This window comes from Vibrio sp. 10N.261.45.E2 (assembly GCF_002875705.1).
GTDB lineage: Bacteria > Pseudomonadota > Gammaproteobacteria > Enterobacterales > Vibrionaceae > Vibrio.
On the sequence record NZ_MCZZ01000080.1, the window covers coordinates 63079 to 83595 of the forward strand.

The window sequence follows — 20517 nt, forward strand, 5'->3', positions numbered from 1 at the left end:
CTATAACTATTGGGTCTACAGAGTGTGATCGCAAGCATCTTTACTAAAAACTGACATTACGGATCCGAGAGCGATAAGAAGCAGTTTATCAATCTGGCTCCGGGAAACGGGTAATTTTGCCGTCGCCACTGAGTGTCGTGATCGATTGCGGTTTCCCATCGGTGTCTAGCCTTAATTCACCAATTGCACTGCGGTTTGAAAGGCGATAGAAAGTCTGATTATCAGGGCTTCGCTTTTCGATCTTCAAGCGTTTACGCTTCGTGAAGTAGTTCAATACGGAGCGAGGGCTGTATAGCAAACGGTCCCAAACATCACAGAATTTAAGTAGCGGAGCAGGGAACTGATTCTTAATGCCACTACAGGTAATTTGATAAATATTCGGGCTATTGCGACGGTACCTAAGTTTGATATCGTAGGCAAAGGAGTAGTGAACATCGCCAGAAAGTACCACAAAGTTGGTCGGTGTTTTAGTATGGGTAAAAATACTAATAAGCGTATTCGCACTGCCCGGATGCGCCATCCAGTTTTCAGCGTCAATCACCAATGGCTTACCTATCGTCGTTGCCATTTTTTGCAGTGTTTCAATAAACTTCACGCCAAACATAGGCGCAGCAGAAACAATTACCACTTTGTCTTGATGCAGCAATTGATGTTGAAACTCAATAAGGGCTTCCCAGTCCATCAAACCCGAAGGTTTATTCATACGAGACTCTGAGCGCCAACGACGCGTGCGAGTATCCAAAACAATGACTTTGGGTGAGGTATCTATTGTGTAATGCCACTCTTCAAAGCGGCTCAGCATCTCAATGAAGGCTTGGTGCTTGTCTGGCTCGATGTCTCCCAAAGAGTGAGAAGTCGAAGCATCGCTGGCTTCATTATGATCTTTATGAACAAAAAGCTGTTTTGCTTGTTCGATGAATTCTTCGTTGAAGCTTTCCGGCTTGTTTCCCCAGCCCTGACACATCCAATAGGCAGTGAGACCGTTACCAATGACTTGAGTGGCGAACTGGTTTTGGTCGACAGCATATTCCCAGCCTACGGTAAGATTCCAATCATCAGTAACATCGTGATCGTCAAAGATCATGTACGTTGGAATATGAGCAAACAGACGCTGCACTTGTGGAAGGCCCACGATGAAGTCATCAATGATGATGCTCTCATCACGCCATTGTTGCTGCTCTGCTGGCGTCAATGGTCGACCAGCTTGCATGAAATTGTTTTCGATCAGTCGTTCGCGGTTGATGCATTGCCATAGTGTCGGAGACCAAACCAACAAATACATGGCGATAAATTCAGACAGTGTGACCAAGTGGTTTTCACAATCGGTCGAGCTGAAGATAGGGATGCCACGTTTGGGGAACAATTTATCGAGCAGTGAATCCGACGTGTTGTGGTGTGGCAGAAAATGATCACGTTGGTAGAGGTGGTAGTCGCTGCTAAACAGGGCTTCACTGCTGCTGATTTTGCTGTCCAGTGAGTCGATTGGCAAGCTTTCACCAACTAACCCAAGCAACTGAATCACTTGTTGAATAGCATCGAGCGTTGGACCTGCCACATGGTCAGCATAGATTTGGTCGCCGCTCATCATCAGCATATCGGGTCTTTCAATAACGGTTTGATCAGCAATCTTGTTATCTGCTGCGACTAAGCTGTCTTTACTTGGATGATGCGGATTACGGCAAGAGCCATGCAGAATGTAATCAGCCGAGGTCGATATCTTAAACTCAACGCGAGATTTGCCGTTGTAAACGAGGTGAGGGGCGAGCTCTTTTAATGAACCTGATTCTGTGTGAATGTCATATTCAAGAGGCGTATTCGTCGGGAACTCACCTTGTAAACGAATTAACGTTACCCATGCATGTGTGCCGATTTGAATCGATTCGTGTTCACCAAGTGGCGATGCATAAAAAGGTGCTTCCTGGCTTTGATTGTATAGCTCAGCGTTACCATTCAATGGTGAACTGGTGACGACCCAAAGAACAACTTCAGTAGCGGTAGTCTTTCTTAAAATAGGGCCTGCGAGTAAGAAGGGAAGAGATGATGTCATCGGGCGTTTCAAGTCGGTTCCTAAATCTGTGGTAGTTAGTCGTTTAGAGCTTGGGTGTTGAGTTCTGGAACGGCCATTTCATGCTCATTGGGTTCAATTTCTGGCTCTGTAGATTCCAGGATTTCGATAACTTCCGAGCTAGAAAGTTCATGACCCATTAGAAATATTGCTAATAAGGCATCGGCTTTTGTCTTGGTATCGGATGTGTCGTCTAATACTTGCTCTAGTTTTTCACGAATCATCGCGATTTCGTGTTCAACAAAACCACGACCTTCTTCGTCCCCTTGATTGTCTTCAGGGGCATTATCGAATTCAAGAAATAGCATGTCACAGTCTAGGTTGGTATTCACCAAACGCTCAGGCAACCACGCCTCACCCATAACAATATCTGGATCGGAATATTTGGGTAAGTGATCTATAATGTTTTGTAATTCGGAGACTTTCACAATACTTTCATTTAACCGAGAATATTCTACATTGTAACGGTCAATGCCGAGCAAACCTAAAAATAGTTAGCCGTCATGGTTAATAAATGTCTATTCAGTAACACAATATTTATTACAAAGAGTAATTACATAAGAATGAAGCTCAAATATTTACCGGTTCTCTCTTCATCGGGAGCGGCTCTACTTGGTAGCGCCTTCCTAAGCACTAATGTGTGGGCCGCTGAAGAGCAAGAGTGGGGCATTGCAGCAATGTTCCGTACTGCGAGTATCCCTTATGACACGTCAGGTGGTGATAAGACCGTAAGTTCGTTTGTTCCAATGCTGTTTTTCAAGAACGACTATGTGTTCATTGATGGCACGGAAATGGGGGCTTTCCTTTACCAAACTGATGATGAAAAATGGTCTTTCAATGCTATTTCTCGCATGCGGTTTATCGATATTCCAGCATCTGAGCAGAATGCGATTGAGGGCGATACCGCTGACTTCGGTGGACAACTCGCGTACCAGTTGGACGAGCAGTGGGCTGTTGAAACAGAAATCATGAGTGACAGTGAGTTCAACCTCCACGGTAACTTACGTGCTGAAGCCAAGTATGAGACAGGTGATTGGGAGTTCTACCCTAGTGCGACACTGCGTTATAAGAGTGCTGACTTCAACAGTGAGTATTACTCTCCAGCGAGTGAAAGCATTGGTGCAGGTATTGACTTAAATGTCGGTGTTGAAGCGCGTTACCATGTAGTTTCAAACTTATACTTATTGGGTTCGACCAGTGTCACTCGATTGGATGATAACGCTTACGATTCGTCGATTGTCGAAGACCGTTATCAAGGTGAATTGTACCTAGGCTTTGGTTTCTTTAACGATAAAGAGAAAGCACCGAAACCTAAGTTAAGCAATGCACCGTATTTACGTGTCGCACACGGTTGGGCAACGCCATCGAATATTGGCGATATCATGAAGTTCAACACAGAGAAAGACGAATACAACAACCAGTTGACCTCGTTCTTCTATGGCCACCCGTTAACGGATGAGATCTTTGGCTTCCCATTGGACATCTACCTAACGCCGGGTATTGCTCACCACTGGAGTTCAGAGGTTCAGTCGAGTAGCACCGAATACATCATTGCGATCAAAGCCTACTACACATTTAATTGGCCAACTCAGTGGCGATTTGGTGTAGCGGAAGGTATGTCTTACATTGATTCGATTACGTATATCGAAGGCTCTGAAATGGACCGTAAAGGTTACACAGCAAGCCATCTGTTGAATTACTTAGATTTCTCATTCGACGTTAATGTAGGTGATTTGATTGGTAAGAATGACTTGAACAACTTGTGGTTCGGCTACTCGTTGCATCATCGCTCTGCGATCTTTGAAAACGCCTCTCAGTTTGGTCGTATCAAAGGCGGCAGCAACTACAACACGGTTTACTTCCAATATGAGTTTTAAGCGCAGTTTTTAACGTTAGCTTTAAACCAGAGTTTACTAAGTACGACTTACACTTGACCTCGCTTTCATAGCTCCTGTGAGTGTTAGTGAGATTAATCAGCCTGATAGCAAACGGTTTTCCCTTTGCTGTCAGGCTTTTTTGTTTGAGACTTGTGATATAATCGCGCGAGTTTAATAAGTACAAGAATAGGACACGCTTTGACTTCGTCTCCGGAAAAAGCAGACAACAACAAGAATGCAGCACAGCCGAGTTCTTCACAGAACCAAGTGAAACCAAACAAAGCTGTATCGAATAAGTCTGCTGAACAATCAAAAGCCACAAAAGCTGAACAATCAGCAACAAAAAACAAATCATCTCAGAATAGCCCAGCCTCTCTTCGTAAAGCGCTCAACGAATGTATGATGCGCGATCGCTTCCGTTTGAGTAAGCGAATTGCTGGTGCGAGCAAAATTAAGAACGAACAATCTAAGCACGCTGTCTTTGATGAGATTGCGTTAGACATTGCTAAGTCGATGATGACGGCAACTCAGCGTGCTGCGCAAAAACCAACGATTGAATACCCAGAAATTCTCCCTGTTAGCCAAAAACGTGACGACATTGCGAAAGCCATTGCTGAAAACCAAGTGGTTATCGTGGCGGGTGAGACGGGTTCGGGTAAAACTACTCAGCTACCAAAAATCTGTTCTGAGCTTGGCCGTGGCCGCTTTGGCCTAATTGGTCATACTCAGCCTCGTCGTCTTGCGGCACGTTCGGTTGCGAACCGTATTGCTGAAGAGATGGAAACGCAGCTAGGTGAGTTTGTTGGTTATAAGGTTCGATTCAACGATCAGATTTCTGACAACACCCAAATCAAATTGATGACCGACGGTATTCTACTGGCGGAGATTCAACACGACCGATTCTTAAATCAGTACGACACCATTATTATCGATGAAGCGCACGAACGTAGCCTGAACATCGATTTCATCATGGGTTATCTGAAAGAGTTGCTGCCAAAGCGTCCTGATCTAAAAGTGATCATCACGTCGGCAACCATCGACCCTGAGCGTTTCTCTAAGCACTTCAATAATGCGCCAATCATCGAAGTGTCTGGCCGTACCTACCCAGTAGATACGCGTTACCGCCCATTAGGCGGTGATGACAGTGATTCAGACCGTGACCAAATCGAAGGGATCTTTGAAGCGGTTGATGAACTGTGTGATGAAGGCCTTGGCGATATCTTGATCTTCATGAACGGTGAGCGAGAGATTCGTGATACCGCAGATGCATTAAGTAAACGTAACCTTCGTGACACTGAAATTGTTCCGCTTTACGCTCGTCTATCTGCGGGTGAGCAGAATCGTATCTTCCAATCTCATACTGGTCGACGTATCGTTCTGGCAACCAACGTGGCAGAAACTTCGTTAACGGTTCCGGGCATTAAGTATGTTATCGACCCGGGTACAGCGCGTATTAGCCGCTACAGCTATCGTACCAAGGTACAACGCCTACCGATTGAGCCTGTATCTCAAGCGAGTGCGAACCAGCGTAAAGGTCGTTGTGGTCGTGTGGCAGAAGGTATCTGTATTCGTCTGTACTCCGAGGAAGATTTCGAGTCACGTCCAGAGTTTACCGACCCAGAGATCCTTCGTACTAACCTAGCATCCGTTATCTTGCAGATGACAGCACTTGGTTTAGGCGATATTCAAGCGTTCCCATTTGTTGAAGCGCCCGATAAGCGCAACATTCAAGATGGTGTAAGGCTGCTTGAAGAGCTTGGTGCGATCGCGACAGTTGAACCATCTGCGAACAAAAACAAGAATCATGGCGACGATAAGAAGAAGCTAACCGCAATTGGTCGTAAGCTGGCGAAGCTGCCTATTGATCCACGTTTAGCACGTATGGTCATTGAAGCACCACGCAACCGCTGTCTACATGAAGTAATGGTGATTGCGTCTGCATTGTCGATTCAAGATCCGCGTGAGCGCCCGTCAGATAAGCAACAATCGTCTGATGACAAGCACAAGCGCTTCTTCGATAAAGAGTCTGACTTCATTACGTTTGTGAACCTGTGGGATTACATCAAGCAGCAGCAAAAAGCGCTGTCGAGTAACCAGTTCCGCAAACAGTGTAAGCAAGATTACCTGAACTATTTACGTATCCGTGAATGGCAAGATGTGTACTTCCAAATTCACCAAGCGATGCGTGAACTGGATACTAAGTTGAATACAGAACCGGGCAGTTATGATGGCATTCATATCTCGCTACTATCAGGTCTGCTTTCGCACATCGGTATGAAAGACCAAGAGAAGAATGAATATCAAGGTGCACGCAATGCGCGCTTCCATATCTTCCCTGCGTCTGGCCTGTTTAAGAAACAACCTAAGTGGATCATGTCTGCTGAGCTGGTGGAAACCTCGAAACTTTGGGGTCGTGTTATCGCCAAGATTCAACCAGAATGGATTGAACCACTAGCGAAACACCTAATTAAACGCAGCTACAGCGAACCACACTGGTCGAAAAAGCAAGCGGCGGTAATGGCACACGAAAAAGTGATGCTTTACGGAATCCCAATCGTACCTAAGCGTCTTGTGAACTACGGTGCGATTGATGCAACCGTCAGCCGTGAGTTGTTTGTGCGTAGCGCGCTTGTGGAAGGAGAGTGGGAAACCAAGCACGCTTTCTTCAAGCAGAACCGTAAGCTTTTACAAGAAGTCGAAGAGCTTGAGCATAAATCGCGTCGTCGTGACATCTTGATCGACGATGATGAGTTGTTCGATTTCTATGACCAACGTGTTGGTGAAGAGGCCGTTTCTGGCCGTCACTTCGATACATGGTGGAAGAAGACAAGTCAGAAAACACCAGAGCTACTCAACTTTGAAAAGTCGATGCTGTTCAGAGGCGATGCTAGCCACGTTACTGATTTGGATTACCCTAACTTCTGGCATCAAAACGGTATTAAGCTGAAGCTGAGCTACCAATTTGAGCCGGGCGACGACAACGATGGTGTAACGGTACACATTCCGCTGCCTATCTTGAACCAAATCGACCAGAACGGTTTCGATTGGCAAATCCCAGGCCTACGTCAGGAGTTGGTGATTAGCTTAATCAAGTCGTTACCTAAAACGCTACGCCGTAACTTTGTACCTGCGCCAAACTACGCAGATGCTTTCTTGGCACGCGTGACTCCGCTTGAAGCACCGTTATTGGATTCTCTTGAGAAAGAGCTACGCCGCATGACGGGTGTGGAAGTGGTGCGTGATGACTGGAAGTTAGACCAGATTCCAGAGCACTTAAAGGTAACATTCCGCGCTGTAGATCATCGCAAGCGTAAGCTGAAAGAACAGAAAGACCTGCATGAACTTAAAGAGAGCCTGAAAGACAAGGTTCAAGAAACGCTTTCTAAAGTGGCAGATGATGACATTGAGCAGCAGAACCTGCACACGTGGAGCTTTGGTGAGCTACCAAAAGTCTACCAACAGAAGCGCGGCGGCTACGATGTTAAAGCCTTCCCAGCGCTGGTGGATACCAAAGACAGCGTAGAGATCAAACTGTTCGAAACTGAGCAAGAGCAGATCTCGGCAATGAAGTCGGGTCAGCGTCGTTTAATCTTGTTGAACGTGCCATCGCCGATCAAATACTTGCACTCAAACCTGCCGAACAAATCGAAACTTGGCTTGTACTTCAACCCATACGGACAGGTACTCGATCTTATCGATGACTGTATCGCTTGTGGTATTGATAAGCTGATCGAAGAGAAGGGCGGTTTGGTTTGGGAGCCAGAGCAGTTCGAAGCACTGAAAGAACACGTACGTGCAGAGTTGGGCGATACGGTTGTTGAGATTGCTCAACAGGTTGAAACCATCTTAACCACGGCATTCAGCATCAGTAAGAAGCTGAAAGGGCGCGTGGATCTTTCTATGGCATTCGCACTTTCTGACATAAAAGCTCAGGTAGAAGGTTTGATTTTTAAGGGGTTTGCCACAGAATGTGGGTGGAAACGCCTGCCGGATATTCTACGCTATATGAGAGCGATTGAACGCCGCATGGAAAAACTGCCAATTGACCCGAACAAAGATCGTCTTCATATGATCAAAGTCGAGTCAGTAATGAATGATTACAAAGAACTGCTGAATAAAATTCCAAAAGGGATCGCGGTTCCAGAAAACGTAAAAGAGGTGCGTTGGATGATTGAAGAGCTTCGTGTAAGCTTCTTCGCACAGCAGCTCGGTACGCCTTACCCAGTATCAGATAAGCGTGTTAAAAACGCGATTGATGCTTGCTAAAGGAATAAAGCTAGACGCAATGGCAAGGTTTGGGTATAAATCTTGCTTATTGCATTACTAATTGAATAGTTATTACATACAGGGCGACTTGGTGGCAATTTATTACCACTCAAGGCCTGCCACTAGGACGAAAAAGGTCGAATATGAAAAAAACGTTATTGGCACTAGCACTACTAGGTGCATCTTCAACAGCAATGGCTGACTCTTGGTTGTACGGCGGTGTAATGGGTGGTCAAAACTCATTCGCTGGTGAAGATGAAAATGCGGTGGGCATCCACGTAGGTACAGGTATTCTGCCACTAATCGGTGTTGAAGCGGGTTACTGGGATCTCGGTTCTTTCGACAACGTTAGCTACGGTAACCGTGCTAAGCAAGGTGTTGATGTAAGCACTGCTTACCTAGCGATCAAACCAAGTATCGACTTCGGTCCTCTTCACGTATACGCGAAGGGTGGTCTTCACTCTTACGAAGTAAAAGGCGATAACTTCAAGCAAGACGACGTTGATATTATGTACGCTGTAGGCGCTGAATACTTCATCTTTGGTCCACTATCTGTAGGCGCTAGCTACCAAAACTTCAAAATGAAAGATGACGACGCAGGCGTTTTCTCTCTAAACGCGACTATCCACCTACTGTAATTAATCAGTAAAGCGATCGTAAATAGCGGTCGGATAGTCGTTAAAGAGTTCGTAGAATTCATAAAAAATGCCAGCTTGATAGCTGGCATTTTTGTATCTGTTAACCGTGTAATCGCTACTCTGCTTTCTTGTGACTGGTAGCGGGCAGGCAATTACTTTTTACTGTTTAGGATCTGTTGAATTCGCGGGTTCAGTGCTTTGCCGTGTTGGCTTTCGTACTCTTCGCGTTTCAAGTCATTCAGGTTCTTGACTGAGTTAGCAGCAAGCAGGAATTGCGGTAATTCCGTTTCTAGCATGCCTTTCTCGTCTAAACGTTTTGCTTCTAGGTAGTACTTCTTAAACAGGCCATCAAGCTTGTTTTCCGCAGTGCGCTTCAAGTCATACAGCTTGTTTTGAATCAGCCATTTCTCAATCTTATTCGCAGCGGAGCGAGACAATACTCGAATGCGGCTATCCAACAGCTCTTCTTCTGTTAGAGAGTCTTTCAGAATCCACAGCTCGCCCATTTGTGGCGGCCAGCTGTTGCCAAGTTGAATACGTTCGTGGCAGTGCATCAGCACGCGGTTTAGGCCGTCTGAATCAACAGAGTTTGCAAACTCAATGAACTTACCGCTTGGCTCACTACCGTATTGGTATTCCCACTGTGTTTCGTACACGCTCAAGAAAGAGCCGAACACGTGAATACACCAATCTGTTAGCTCAAGTTCTGCAGGGTCTTGATCAACAACAGGCACTTGTTGAGACGCACCCGAACCTCCAGTTTGTGCAGTCGCTACTTTCACTTCGGTGCTTTGCGTTTCAATGATTTCAGGCGTTACTAGCTCTTTAGGCAGAACAGTAGCGTCAGGTACAACAGGTTGAGCTGGCTCAGAAGGTTGGCTTTTTGCCTTTTTGAATGAGCTGCTGCCTGAAGCGTTCAGATGGGCTAAGCTTTTGTCGATACCCATTTCCTTGAGCTTGTCCTGCATTTCCTGAATATTGAGAGGTCTTCTGCTGTTGTTGTCTTTCATTTTGCTTCTCGTTAACTAACCAGTACTGCAACTTAGATTCGATGCGTGATATTGGCATTAGTTCATTGGCTTTGGCTTTATACCAGAGGACAAATTTTTTCCATACTAAACTATGGTCACCAGCAAGGCCGGAGAATTTAAACGCACGTTCCGCCCATGTTGGAATGATCTCTTCATCCAAATCATGCGTTGAAACGGTGTTGCTGTTCATTGAGCCTCTGCCTTGTGGGCGAGGGGCATGCTGCATGTGTTGCATTGGCGCCGGAGCAGGCTGAAACTTAGGTGCAGGTGCAGGTGCAGGTGCAGGTGCAGGTGCAGGTGCAGTAGAGTAGACCGGAATACTATTGGCCGGTTGAGCTTCAACGTGCGCTGCAGCTTGCTCTTGCTCAATGAGCATTTTGAAAACGTGAATCTCTTTTTGATCTCGATAATCTACTTTCACCTTATCGAGAAAACCTTGGTCGACTAAACACTTAAGACAGTCGGCTAAACCAAACGTAGAGAGAGCACAAAGTTGACCTGCTGTTTGTAGGCACACATTGGTGTAGCCGAATTCGTCAGCACCGTCTGCAAGCATCAATAAAACCAGCTTTTCTGCAGGGCTAGAAGTATTCACTTGCCAAGCTAAATAAGAATATTTGGCGCTCAATATCGTGTTCTCAAAAAAGGTAAGTCGTTGCCACTATTGTAAGTCACCCCATACTGAATTTATAGCAACTTAGCAGAAAACGGCATTAGTAAGCCAAATATTGACCATAAGGAGAGGTCTGCTCCAAAAAGTAAGCCTGTACTAAATCATTCTTGTGGTTTTCGTTTTGAGTTATTGGGCTTGGATAGGCATATCTGCCTTAGACTGCAAGGCTCATTTGCAATTTAAAAACAGCGCTGAAACCTTCGTTATTTATGTATCAAAGTTTAGGTCTTCCATTAAGGTCGACTATTGATGCTTTTCTTATCGACTCCCCATCCATTTACGTATCCATTCACAGGTTGAATTTAATTTATAAAACATCTTGATATGATCAATATTTGCGCTATTATGACGATAAGTCAAAAATGACGAAGCGTCACAAAATGGTTAACTACATGAATTTACTATTCGTGTTAATATATTGGATAGGAGTGTTTTAAATACTGGCGAAGCTTAGATGATAGCTAAGCTAAAATACGGACTGAGAAATTATGTTTGGCTTTGGTTGTAAAGGCGATAAACAAGGTATCTTTGGTTGCAAAGGCGTGTTGTCTAAAAAGCAGCAGTCTATCGCAGACCGAGAAGTAGAGTTGATGTTGTTGGCGAAAGATCTGGTTCGAGAACAAGGGTTCGGAAACCTCACGATGGATAGGCTAACGGCAGCAAGTTCTTATTCTAAAGGTACGATATACAATCACTTTTGCAGCAAAGAAGACGTGGTTTTAGCGTTATGTATTCATTCTCTCAAGACAGAAGCAATGATGTTTGCTCGCTCTGGAGAGTTTGAAGGCAACACACGTGAAAAGATCGTCGCACTGCACGTTGCTTACCGAATCTATGCTCGCATGGAACCGGTACTATCAACCTGTGCGATCATGGCGAAAAGCCCGTGGGTACTAGAGAAAGCGTCTAGTGCACGCGTCGCCGAGATGAATGAACTGGAAGAGTTGGTGATTGAACAAGCCGACACTATGGTTAACCAAGCGGTAGAGGCGGGCGACCTAAAGTTCTCTTCTGGTGTGGGTTCAGATGCCATTGTGTTTGCTAACTGGTCAATCGCATTTGGTTCCAATGCCTTGTCACAGAACGCATCAAACAGTCATTGTATTAAGCGGTTGCAAGACCCGTATTCAGTATTACACAACGCGAACATGATTCTAGACGGCCTCAATTGGCAGCCCCTTTCTAGCGATTGGGATTACCGTAAAACGTGGCGTCGTGTAGAACAAGAACTGTTCAGTGAAGAGATCGCTTACTTAGAATCTGTAGGTCGATAGCTTCCATTAAGCCCACACATGTGGGTTTATTAATAACCATTTTTGACGATTCGTCACAAACTTGAGATTGACCGACTGTGGTTGCTGTTTTCTTGAGTGTTTGACTAAGCATTGTGTCTTTTGTCAGCTTCGGCTGGCTTTTTATGACACAACTATGACGAATCGTCACAAATGGAGACTGTGATGGAACATGACAGCCAAAAGCCCGCTTTCGATCAGCAAGACCGAGATAACCGTAATATCGACAGCGCAAACGCAGATCTAAATAACAGTTGGCACTCAATACCTACCAAGCGTTCGTTTATCGTTCTGTTGGTGGTGTTTTCAATCATCATTCTCTCAGCATTAGGGGCTAAGAACCTCTATTTTAGAGGGGACTACAACATCTTCTTCGAAGGCACCAACAAACAGTTGATGGCGTTTGATGAAATCCAAACCACCTTTGCAAAAACCGACAACCTTGCAATTGTTGTCGCCCCTGAAGGTGGTAATGTCTTCACCCCAGAAACCCTCACCTTAATTCAAAACCTCACGGTCGACGCGTGGCAGATCCCGTATTCAAGCCGTGTCGATTCGCTTGCTAATTATCAGCATACAGAAGCCGTTGAAGATGACCTTTTGGTGGAAGACTTGTTGTATGAAGAGTATGAGCACACACCCGAACGCATCGCTAAAGTAAAACAGATCGCCCTCAACGAACCGTTACTAAAGAATGCCTTGGTGTCGGCCTCTGGTGATGTGACGATTGTTAACGTGACCGTGCAGCTGCCAGAAGTGGATAAGACCGCGGAAGTGCAAGAGGTGATTGCGGCCATAAACGCCATGATCGGCAAGTATCAAGAACAGTACCCGAATGTTGAGTTCCATAAAGCGGGCATCATTGCCATGAATAACGCCTTTATGACTTCGGCTCAGCAAGACAGCTCAACGCTCGTACCGTTAATGTTGCTAGTGGTGTTGGTGTTCCTGACGTTGATGTTGCGCTCGTTCTTTAGCGTGGTTGCGACGCTTATTGTGATCATCTCTTCAATTGTCGCCACCATGGGTTTATCCGGTTGGGCAGGGATGTTCCTCAGCACAGCAACCGTGAATGTTCCTACCTTGGTTTTAACCCTTGCTGTGGCAGATTGTGTTCACGTAATCGTGACCATGAGACAAGCGATGCAACGCGGGATGGAGAAAGCACAAGCCATTCAATACAGCATCAAGCTCAATGCCATGCCGATTTTGATCACTTCAGTGACCACTGCGATCGGTTTCTTGATGATGAACATGTCGGACTCTCCAGTGCTACGTGATTTCGGGAACTTGTCGGCACTGGGTGTACTCATTGCGTGTTTCTTGTCTGTGACTATGTTGCCAGCGTTGCTAAAACTGCTGCCAGTCAAACGCCTACCTGTTAACCCTAAAGCGGAAGAGCAAGTCACCTTCATGGATAAGTTGGGCGATTTTGTCGTGACCAATCGTAAAGCACTGCTGCCGATTTCTACTCTTGTGATAGTTGGCGCTGCTGCGTTAATTCCACTCAACAAAGTGAACGATGAATCGGTGAAGTATTTCGATACCTCAAGCGAATTCAGACAAGCGGCTGACTTCATGGAACAGACCGTTAGCGGCATGACCACTATCAGCATTGCTGTTAAGACCAACGAGTCTCAAGCGATTGCTGATCCAGTCTTTTTGCAAGCAATTGGTGACTTTACTGAGTGGCTACGCGTTCAACCAGAAACCGACCATGTGGCAACACTTTCCGATGTTTACATGCGTTTGAACAAGAACATGCATGGCGACGACGACAGCTACTACAAGCTGCCGCTTAACCGTGAACTTGCTGCGCAATACCTACTGCTTTATGAGATGTCTTTGCCTTATGGCTTGGACTTGAACAACCAGATCAATGTCGATAAGTCATCGATCAAAATGGTACTTACCGTCGACAACCTCGGCAGCGTCGAGCTAGTGGAACTCGAAGAGCGCATTTACTCATGGTTTGCAGCCAATGCACCGCAATATGAAGTGGTCGCGTCGAGCCCATCATTGATGTTTGCTCACATTGGGGAAACTAACATGGCGAGCATGCTCTCGACACTGCCTATCACGTTAGTGCTTATCTCTGGCTTGATGATCTTTGCGTTGCGCTCGGTTCGCTTGGGCATGATCAGCTTAGTACCAAACATTGCGCCTGCGATCATTGGCTTTGGTTTATGGGCGCTTATTTCGGGTGAAATCAACCTTGGTTTGTCAGTGGTGGTGACGCTCACTCTGGGCATCGTGGTTGATGATGCGGTGCACTTCTTAAGCAAATACCAGCGCGCAAGACTCGAACGGAAATCAGCAGAAGAAGCGGTTCGATACGCCTTCCATACCGTTGGACGCGCACTTTGGATCACCACAGTCGTACTCGTGGCAGGCTTCTCTGTATTGGCGATGTCGAGCTTCAGACTCAACTCCGACATGGGCTTACTCAGCGCGATTGTGATTTTCATTGCGCTGGTGGTCGACTTCATCTTGCTACCAAGCTTGCTGATGATCTTCGACAAACAGACCCACTACTCAGATAAACCGGAGCACAAATCAAAGCCTTCTAAAGCCGAGTTAACTACAGCAGAGCAATTTAGCCAAGCTGCCGAACTGAATACATCGACCAAATAAGGAAACGTCAGCCTGCTGCGGTGGGCTGACTCAAGGAGATATTTATGAAAATCGTTAAACAATCATTCGTTACTACATTACTTACTGTCAGCGCGTTGACTGTGAGCACATTCGCCGCTTTCCCAGCGTTAGCAGACCCAGCAAAAGGCTTAGAAATTGCCGAGCAACGTAAAGCAGTCGATGTCGGGTGGGGCGATTCTGTTGCGACAATGGAAATGCTACTTCGCAACAAACAGGGTGAAAGCAGCACACGGCTAATGCGACTGAAATCATTAGAAGTCGATAACGATGGCGACAAAGGCTTAACCATTTTTGATGAACCACGCGACGTAAAAGGCACGGCTTTCCTAAACCATTCGCACATCACCAAATCGGATGACCAATGGCTGTATCTGCCAGCATTGAAACGTGTGAAACGCATCTCTTCTCGCAACAAGTCTGGCCCGTTTATGGGCAGTGAATTTGCTTACGAAGACCTAAGTTCGTTTGAGTTAGAAAAGTACACCTTCAGCTACATCGAAGACGCCAATATTGAAGGTGTTGATACCTTTGTTTTAGAGCAAGTTCCGACCGACAAGAACTCAGGCTACACCATGCAAAAAGTGTGGCTAGACCAACAATACTACCGCCCAGTTCAGATTGAGTTTTACGACCGTAAAGGCGCATTGCTGAAAACTCTGTCGTTCCAAGATTACAAACAGTACCTAAACCAATACTGGCGCGCGCACACCATGTCGATGCAAAACCATCAAACTGGCAAAAGTACGGTATTAACCACGACAGATTTAGCCTTCCAGACCGGTCTTAAAGACAAGGATTTCCAGAAAAACACACTGAAACGTGCGAAATAAGGCAAGAATATGAAAAGGATTGTGGCAACAGGAACGCAATTATCTTTAACCTTGGCAGTGACCGTAGGGCTTATGCAAGTGTCGTTGCCATGTGTGGCAGCTGGCTTGACGCCAGAGCTAGCAGGACAGGTTAATATTGAACATAGGCAGTTCTTTAGTAACGGCTTAAAAGGGCAAGACAAAGGACAAAGCTCACTGGTGTTGCAGCCAGAGTTTTACTGGGAGCAAGAAGAGGGCAACGGCAGCTTTACCTTCACCCCGTTTTATCGCCTAGACAGTGAAGACGATGAACGAACTCATGGTGATATTCGTGAAGCTCTGTATCTGACTTATTGGGATGATTACGAACTGCGCGCGGGTGTTGGCAAAGTGTTTTGGGGCGTGACTGAATCGGCGCACTTAGTGGATGTGGTAAACCAAACCGATGCCATAGAGTCGGTCGATGGTGAATCCAAGTTGGGTCAGCCAATGGTGCACTTCACCTCGATCAAAGACTGGGGAACCATAGACGCTATGTTACTGCCGTATTTTCGTGAGCGTACCTTTGCAGGGGAAGACGGGCGATTAAGGCCAACCGTGCCTGTATCGGATGATGCGCTTTATGAATCATCTCGAGAAGAAAAACACGTTGATGTGGCACTGCGCTATAGCCAAATGTACGGCGATTGGGATGTCGGTTTAAGCTACTTAGGTGGTACAAACCGCGACCCTTACTACCGTGTGCAAGGCAATAAGCTAAAGCCATACTACGCGCAAATGCAGCATTTTGGGCTGGATGTGCAGGGCATTATTGGTGATTGGTTGTGGAAGCTGGAAAGCATTTATCGCGACAGTTACGATAACCACACCGGCGTAGCAACGGGCTTTGAATACACTTGGGTTGGGGCGCTTGAATCCTACTGGGACATCGGCTTCATCGCTGAATACCTGTACGACAGCCGAGGCAATAATGCGCAAACCATAGGGCAAAACGATGTGTTCCTTGGCGCGCGTTTCGCCTTGAACGATGAAGACGGCACCGAAGTACTTACAGGCATTACTCAAGACTTAGATAACAGCGATGTCTACAGTGCCAAGTTGGAAGCCTCTAGCCGTATCAACAACAACCTCAAGTGGCGATTAAACGCTTGGTTGTTTGAGAACGAAACCCCAGAGGATTTGTTGTTCTTCGCTCGTAAAGACGACTTTGTCGAAGCCGCGTTGGAGTATTATTTCTAAAGGCTCGATATTCAGGTTTTACGTATCAGCTTTAAACCAATTTTTTACGAATAAACCATAGAGCGGTGGCCTTAAACCTCGCTCCTTGGTTTCTTATCTCAGTTCCAGACTTCCTATCCAAATCCTATGAACACCACCGCCTCAACCTTGGTTTGGTGAATGTAATCAAACTGTCTCAGTTGGTGACGTTTTTGTATCGGTTTCTCTTTGATTTCACCGATTTCAATGAAATTCTGTTTTCTAACGTTAAATTTGCCGTGTTTTTAGGCAATAACTTGTTCTTTTAGCGATTCAATTTGGCATTGGATGCGTGTTTGATTACTATGTGTAGCTATCTAAAAAAACTAATCATCCGATACGGACACTACCAACTGGTAGATGAGGAAATGATGCAACATCTAGAAGAGATCATTGCTAATGCAACGACTGCTATTGATACAGCAGATTCGTTAGTCGCACTTGATGAAGTGCGAGTTCAGTATTTAGGTAAGAAGGGTGAACTCACTCTTCAACTACAAAGCCTAGGTAAACTTCCACCTGAAGAGCGTCGCACTGCTGGTCAAGAGATCAACAAAGCGAAAGGTGCTGTTCAACAAGCGATCGCAGCTCGCAAAGACGCACTACAACGTGCAGAGCTTGAAGCGAAACTAGCTGAAGAAACTATCGATGTGAGCCTACCAGGTCGTCGCATTGAGAACGGTGGTCTTCACCCAGTGACTCGCACAGTTGAGCGTATCGAACAGTTCTTTGGTGAGCTTGGCTTTAGCACTGAGTCTGGCCCTGAGATCGAAGATGCATTCCACAACTTTGATGCACTAAACATCGCAGACGATCACCCAGCTCGTACTGATCACGATACTTTCTTCTTCAACCCTGATCTAATGCTACGTACGCACACTTCTGGTGTTCAAATCCGTACGATGGAAAACGGCAAACCGCCTTTCCGCTTCATTGCTCCGGGTCGTGTTTACCGTAACGACTACGATCAAACTCACACGCCAATGTTCCACCAAGTGGAAGGTATGTTAGTTGATGAGAACGTAAACTTCGCACAACTTAAAGGCATTCTTAACGATTTCCTTTGTAACTTCTTTGAAGAAGAAGTTGAAGTGCGTTTCCGTCCTTCATTCTTCCCGTTCACAGAGCCTTCAGCTGAAGTTGACGTGAAACGTAAAGATGGCAAATGGCTAGAAGTTCTAGGCTGTGGCATGGTTCACCCTAACGTACTTCGCTCTGTTGGCATCGACCCTGAGAAATACTCTGGTTTTGCATTCGGTATGGGTGTAGAGCGTCTAACGATGCTTCGTTACGGCGTAAATGACCTTCGTGCGTTCTTCGAGAACGACCTTCGTTTCCTTAAACAATTCAAGTAATCCGGGGCAGTCAAAACTATGAAATTCAGTGAATCTTGGCTACGCGAGTGGGTTAAACCTGCAATTAACAGCGAAGAGCTAGCTCACCAAATCACTATGGCTGGTTTGGAAGTTGACGATGTAGAACCTGTTGCTGGTGAATTCACCGGCGTTAAAGTAGGTAAAGTGGTTGAGTGCGGTCAGCACCCAGACGCAGACAAACTACAAGTAACTAAAATTGATATCGGCGCGGTTGATGCAGAAGGCAATAAAGAGCTTTTAGACATCGTATGTGGTGCATCTAACTGTCGTCTTGGCCTAACTGTAGCAGTAGCAACAGTTGGCGCAGTACTTCCTGGTGACTTCAAAATCAAGAAAGCAAAACTACGTGGCGTTCCATCGCACGGCATGCTTTGTTCTTTCTCTGAGCTAGGTATCGACGTAGAGTCTGACGGCATCCTTGAGCTGCCTGAAGGCACAACGCTAGGTATGGACATACGTGAGCTTCTTGAGCTTAACGACGTAACTATCGACGTAGACCTAACAGCAAACCGCGCAGACTGCTTCAGCATCCGTGGCCTTGCTCGTGAAGTTGGCGTACTAAACCGCGCAGACGTTACAGAGCCAACAGTTGAAGCTGTTGCAACAAGCATTGAAGACACAGTATCTGTTGAAATCAAAGCAACGGATGCTTGTCCACGTTACCTTGGCCGTGTGGTTAAGAACGTAAACGTGAAAGCGGAATCTCCAATCTGGATGCAAGAAAAACTGCGCCGTTGTGGTATCCGTTCAATCGACCCAGTTGTAGACATCACAAACTACGTGATGCTAGAGCAAGGCCAACCAATGCACGCATTTGATCTTGCTAAGATCGAAGGCGGTATCGTGGTTCGTCTAGCAGAGCAGGGCGAAAAGCTAACACTTTTAGATGGCAACGAAGCTGAACTAAACAGCAACACACTTGTTATCGCTGACCAAAACAAAGCACTAGCAATCGCTGGTATCTTTGGCGGTCAAGATTCAGGTGTTACTACTGAAACAACAGACGTACTTCTTGAAGCAGCATTCTTCGCGCCGGATCACATCCGTGGTCGCGCACGTGCTTACGGCCTTCACACAGATTCTTCTCTACGTTTCGAACGTGGTGTTGATTCAACACTTCAAGCAGCAGCAATGGAGCGTGCAACACAGCTTCTAGTTGAAATCTGTGGTGGTGAAGTTGCGCCAGTAAACGGCAGCGAATCTGAAGCTGATCTTCCTAAAGCAAACGTAGTTGCTCTACGTCGCGCTAAGCTAGACAGCCTACTAGGTCACGAAATCCCATCTACAGACGTAGTGGAAATTCTTACTCGCCTAGGTTGTACTGTTTCTGTTGTAGAAGATACGGAAACGACAGAAGCTGGCTGGACGGCAACGTCTCCATCTTGGCGTTTTGATATCGCAATCGAGCAAGACCTAATTGAAGAAGTAGGTCGTATCTACGGTTACGATAACATTCCAAACCAAGCGCCTAAAGCGGCACTTAAAATGAATGACCACAGAGAAGCTGACCAACCGCTTAAGCGCGTTCGTGACCTTCTTGTAGACCGTGGCTACCACGAAGCAATCACATACAGCTTCGTAGAACCAGAACAGCAAAAACTTGTTGTACCTGGTGTTGAGCCGCTAATCCTGCCATTCCCAATCTCTGCGGACATGTCAGCAATGCGTCTTGGCCTAATCCAAGGTCTACTAAACACAGTTGTTCACAACCAGAAGCGTCAACAGTCTCGCGTTCGTCTATTCGAATCAGGCCTACGTTTCATCCCTGAAGCAACGGCTGAAAACGGCATGCGCCAAGAAATGATGCTTGCGGGCGTTATCTCTGGTACTCGTGGCGAAGAGCACTGGGACATGGCAACTAACACTGTAGATTTCTTCGATCTTAAAGGTGACCTAGAAGCCGTTCTTGAGCTTTCAGCAAACGAAATCGCATACAGCTTCAAAGCTGCGAAGCACCCAGCACTTCACCCAGGTCAAACTGCGGCTATCGTAGTAGACGCTGGTTTAGAAACAGAAAGGGAAGTGGGTATCATTGGTACTGTTCACCCAGAACTAGAGCGTAAGTTTGGTCTTAACGGCCGTACTATCGTATTCGAAATCGAATGGGCAGCTATCAACACTCGCGTGCTTCCAGAAGCAGTAGCCGTATCTAAGTTCCCTGCAAACCGTCGTGATATCGCCGTTGTTGTTGACGAAGCAGTCGCTTCTGGCGACATCGTAGAAGCGTGTATCGCTGCTGGTGGCGAATTCCTAACAGGCGCTAAACTGTTCGACGTATACGTTGGTCAAGGCGTTGAAGAAGGTAAGAAGAGCCTAGCAATCGCACTTAGCCTACAGTCTGTAGAGCGCACACTAGAAGATGCAGACATCGCTGGTTCAGTAGATGCTATCGTAGCTTCAATCTCAGAGAAATTCGGCGCAGCACTTCGCGACTAATCACTTCTGATAGATAGAAAAACCAAAGGCCTCGCATTGCGAGGCCTTTTTTTGGAACCGTAGGAGTGGGAGTCTAAGTCGTAATTGGAAAAATATTAATGAAATTCCGAAAATAAAGAGCAACTTCAAGTAGCATGTGAGC

Annotated in this window: 13 protein-coding genes; 9 read left to right on the forward strand and 4 right to left on the reverse strand. The window is 46.1% G+C overall.

Translation table 11 applies throughout. From position 1 onward, the window contains the following. Window positions 1-88: 88 nt before the first annotated feature. Window positions 89-2059, reverse strand: coding sequence for a hypothetical protein (locus tag BCT34_RS04390; protein WP_076652981.1), 1971 nt, complete (start codon window positions 2057-2059; stop codon window positions 89-91). A gap of 23 nt (window positions 2060-2082) precedes the next feature. Then, entirely contained in the window at window positions 2083-2547 is a 465-nt protein-coding gene (locus BCT34_RS04395; protein ID WP_076652983.1) for a hypothetical protein, read from the reverse strand. A gap of 81 nt (window positions 2548-2628) precedes the next feature. Between BCT34_RS04395 and BCT34_RS04400 the strand changes: the two genes are divergently transcribed. The 3 genes from BCT34_RS04400 (at window position 2629) to BCT34_RS04410 (ending at window position 8846) form a co-directional block, all read left to right on the forward strand. Then, the gene (locus BCT34_RS04400; protein WP_076652986.1) at window positions 2629-3942 is read left to right on the forward strand and encodes a MipA/OmpV family protein; all 1314 of its coding nucleotides are present in this window, start codon (window positions 2629-2631) and stop codon (window positions 3940-3942) included. Window positions 3943-4140: 198 nt separating this feature from the next. After that, window positions 4141-8208: an ATP-dependent RNA helicase HrpA gene (gene hrpA / locus BCT34_RS04405; RefSeq protein ID WP_076652988.1), complete on the forward strand. Its 4068-nt coding sequence runs from the start codon at window positions 4141-4143 to the stop codon at window positions 8206-8208. A 143-nt stretch (window positions 8209-8351) separates the two neighbouring features. Continuing rightward, window positions 8352-8846, forward strand: coding sequence for an outer membrane beta-barrel protein (locus BCT34_RS04410; RefSeq protein ID WP_017107497.1), 495 nt, complete (start codon window positions 8352-8354; stop codon window positions 8844-8846). A 152-nt stretch (window positions 8847-8998) separates the two neighbouring features. Here the strand turns inward: BCT34_RS04410 and BCT34_RS04415 are convergent, their stop codons facing one another. Beyond that, a complete protein-coding gene (locus BCT34_RS04415; RefSeq protein WP_076652991.1) occupies window positions 8999-9793 on the reverse strand; it encodes a hypothetical protein in 795 nt (264 codons plus the stop codon). Beyond that, window positions 9714-10505, reverse strand: coding sequence for a hypothetical protein (locus BCT34_RS04420; RefSeq protein WP_055318582.1), 792 nt, complete (start codon window positions 10503-10505; stop codon window positions 9714-9716). Before BCT34_RS04420 ends, BCT34_RS04415 begins: the two co-directional genes overlap by 80 nt. Window positions 10506-11038: 533 nt before the next feature. Here BCT34_RS04420 and BCT34_RS04425 point away from each other — a divergent pair. From BCT34_RS04425 to pheT, 6 genes are all read left to right on the forward strand, one after another. Next, a complete protein-coding gene (locus BCT34_RS04425; protein ID WP_019822512.1) occupies window positions 11039-11824 on the forward strand; it encodes a TetR/AcrR family transcriptional regulator in 786 nt (261 codons plus the stop codon). 171 nt (window positions 11825-11995) lie between these two features. Continuing rightward, window positions 11996-14476 carry an MMPL family transporter gene (locus tag BCT34_RS04430; protein WP_241902791.1) on the forward strand — a complete coding sequence of 827 codons (2481 nt, stop codon included), beginning with the start codon at window positions 11996-11998 and terminating at the stop codon, window positions 14474-14476. Between the two features lie 44 nt (window positions 14477-14520). Beyond that, window positions 14521-15327, forward strand: a complete 807-nt coding sequence (locus tag BCT34_RS04435; RefSeq protein WP_076651500.1) for an outer membrane lipoprotein-sorting protein — start codon at window positions 14521-14523, stop codon at window positions 15325-15327. Between the two features lie 9 nt (window positions 15328-15336). After that, a complete protein-coding gene (locus tag BCT34_RS04440) occupies window positions 15337-16545 on the forward strand; it encodes a hypothetical protein (protein ID WP_076651501.1) in 1209 nt (402 codons plus the stop codon). Between the two features lie 389 nt (window positions 16546-16934). After that, window positions 16935-17918 (forward strand): phenylalanine--tRNA ligase subunit alpha, encoded by a 984-nt coding sequence (gene pheS, locus BCT34_RS04445; RefSeq protein WP_004734764.1) that lies wholly within the window; start codon window positions 16935-16937, stop codon window positions 17916-17918. Window positions 17919-17936: 18 nt separating this feature from the next. Continuing rightward, a complete protein-coding gene (gene pheT, locus BCT34_RS04450) occupies window positions 17937-20375 on the forward strand; it encodes a phenylalanine--tRNA ligase subunit beta (RefSeq protein ID WP_076651502.1) in 2439 nt (812 codons plus the stop codon). Window positions 20376-20517 lie beyond the last annotated feature (142 nt).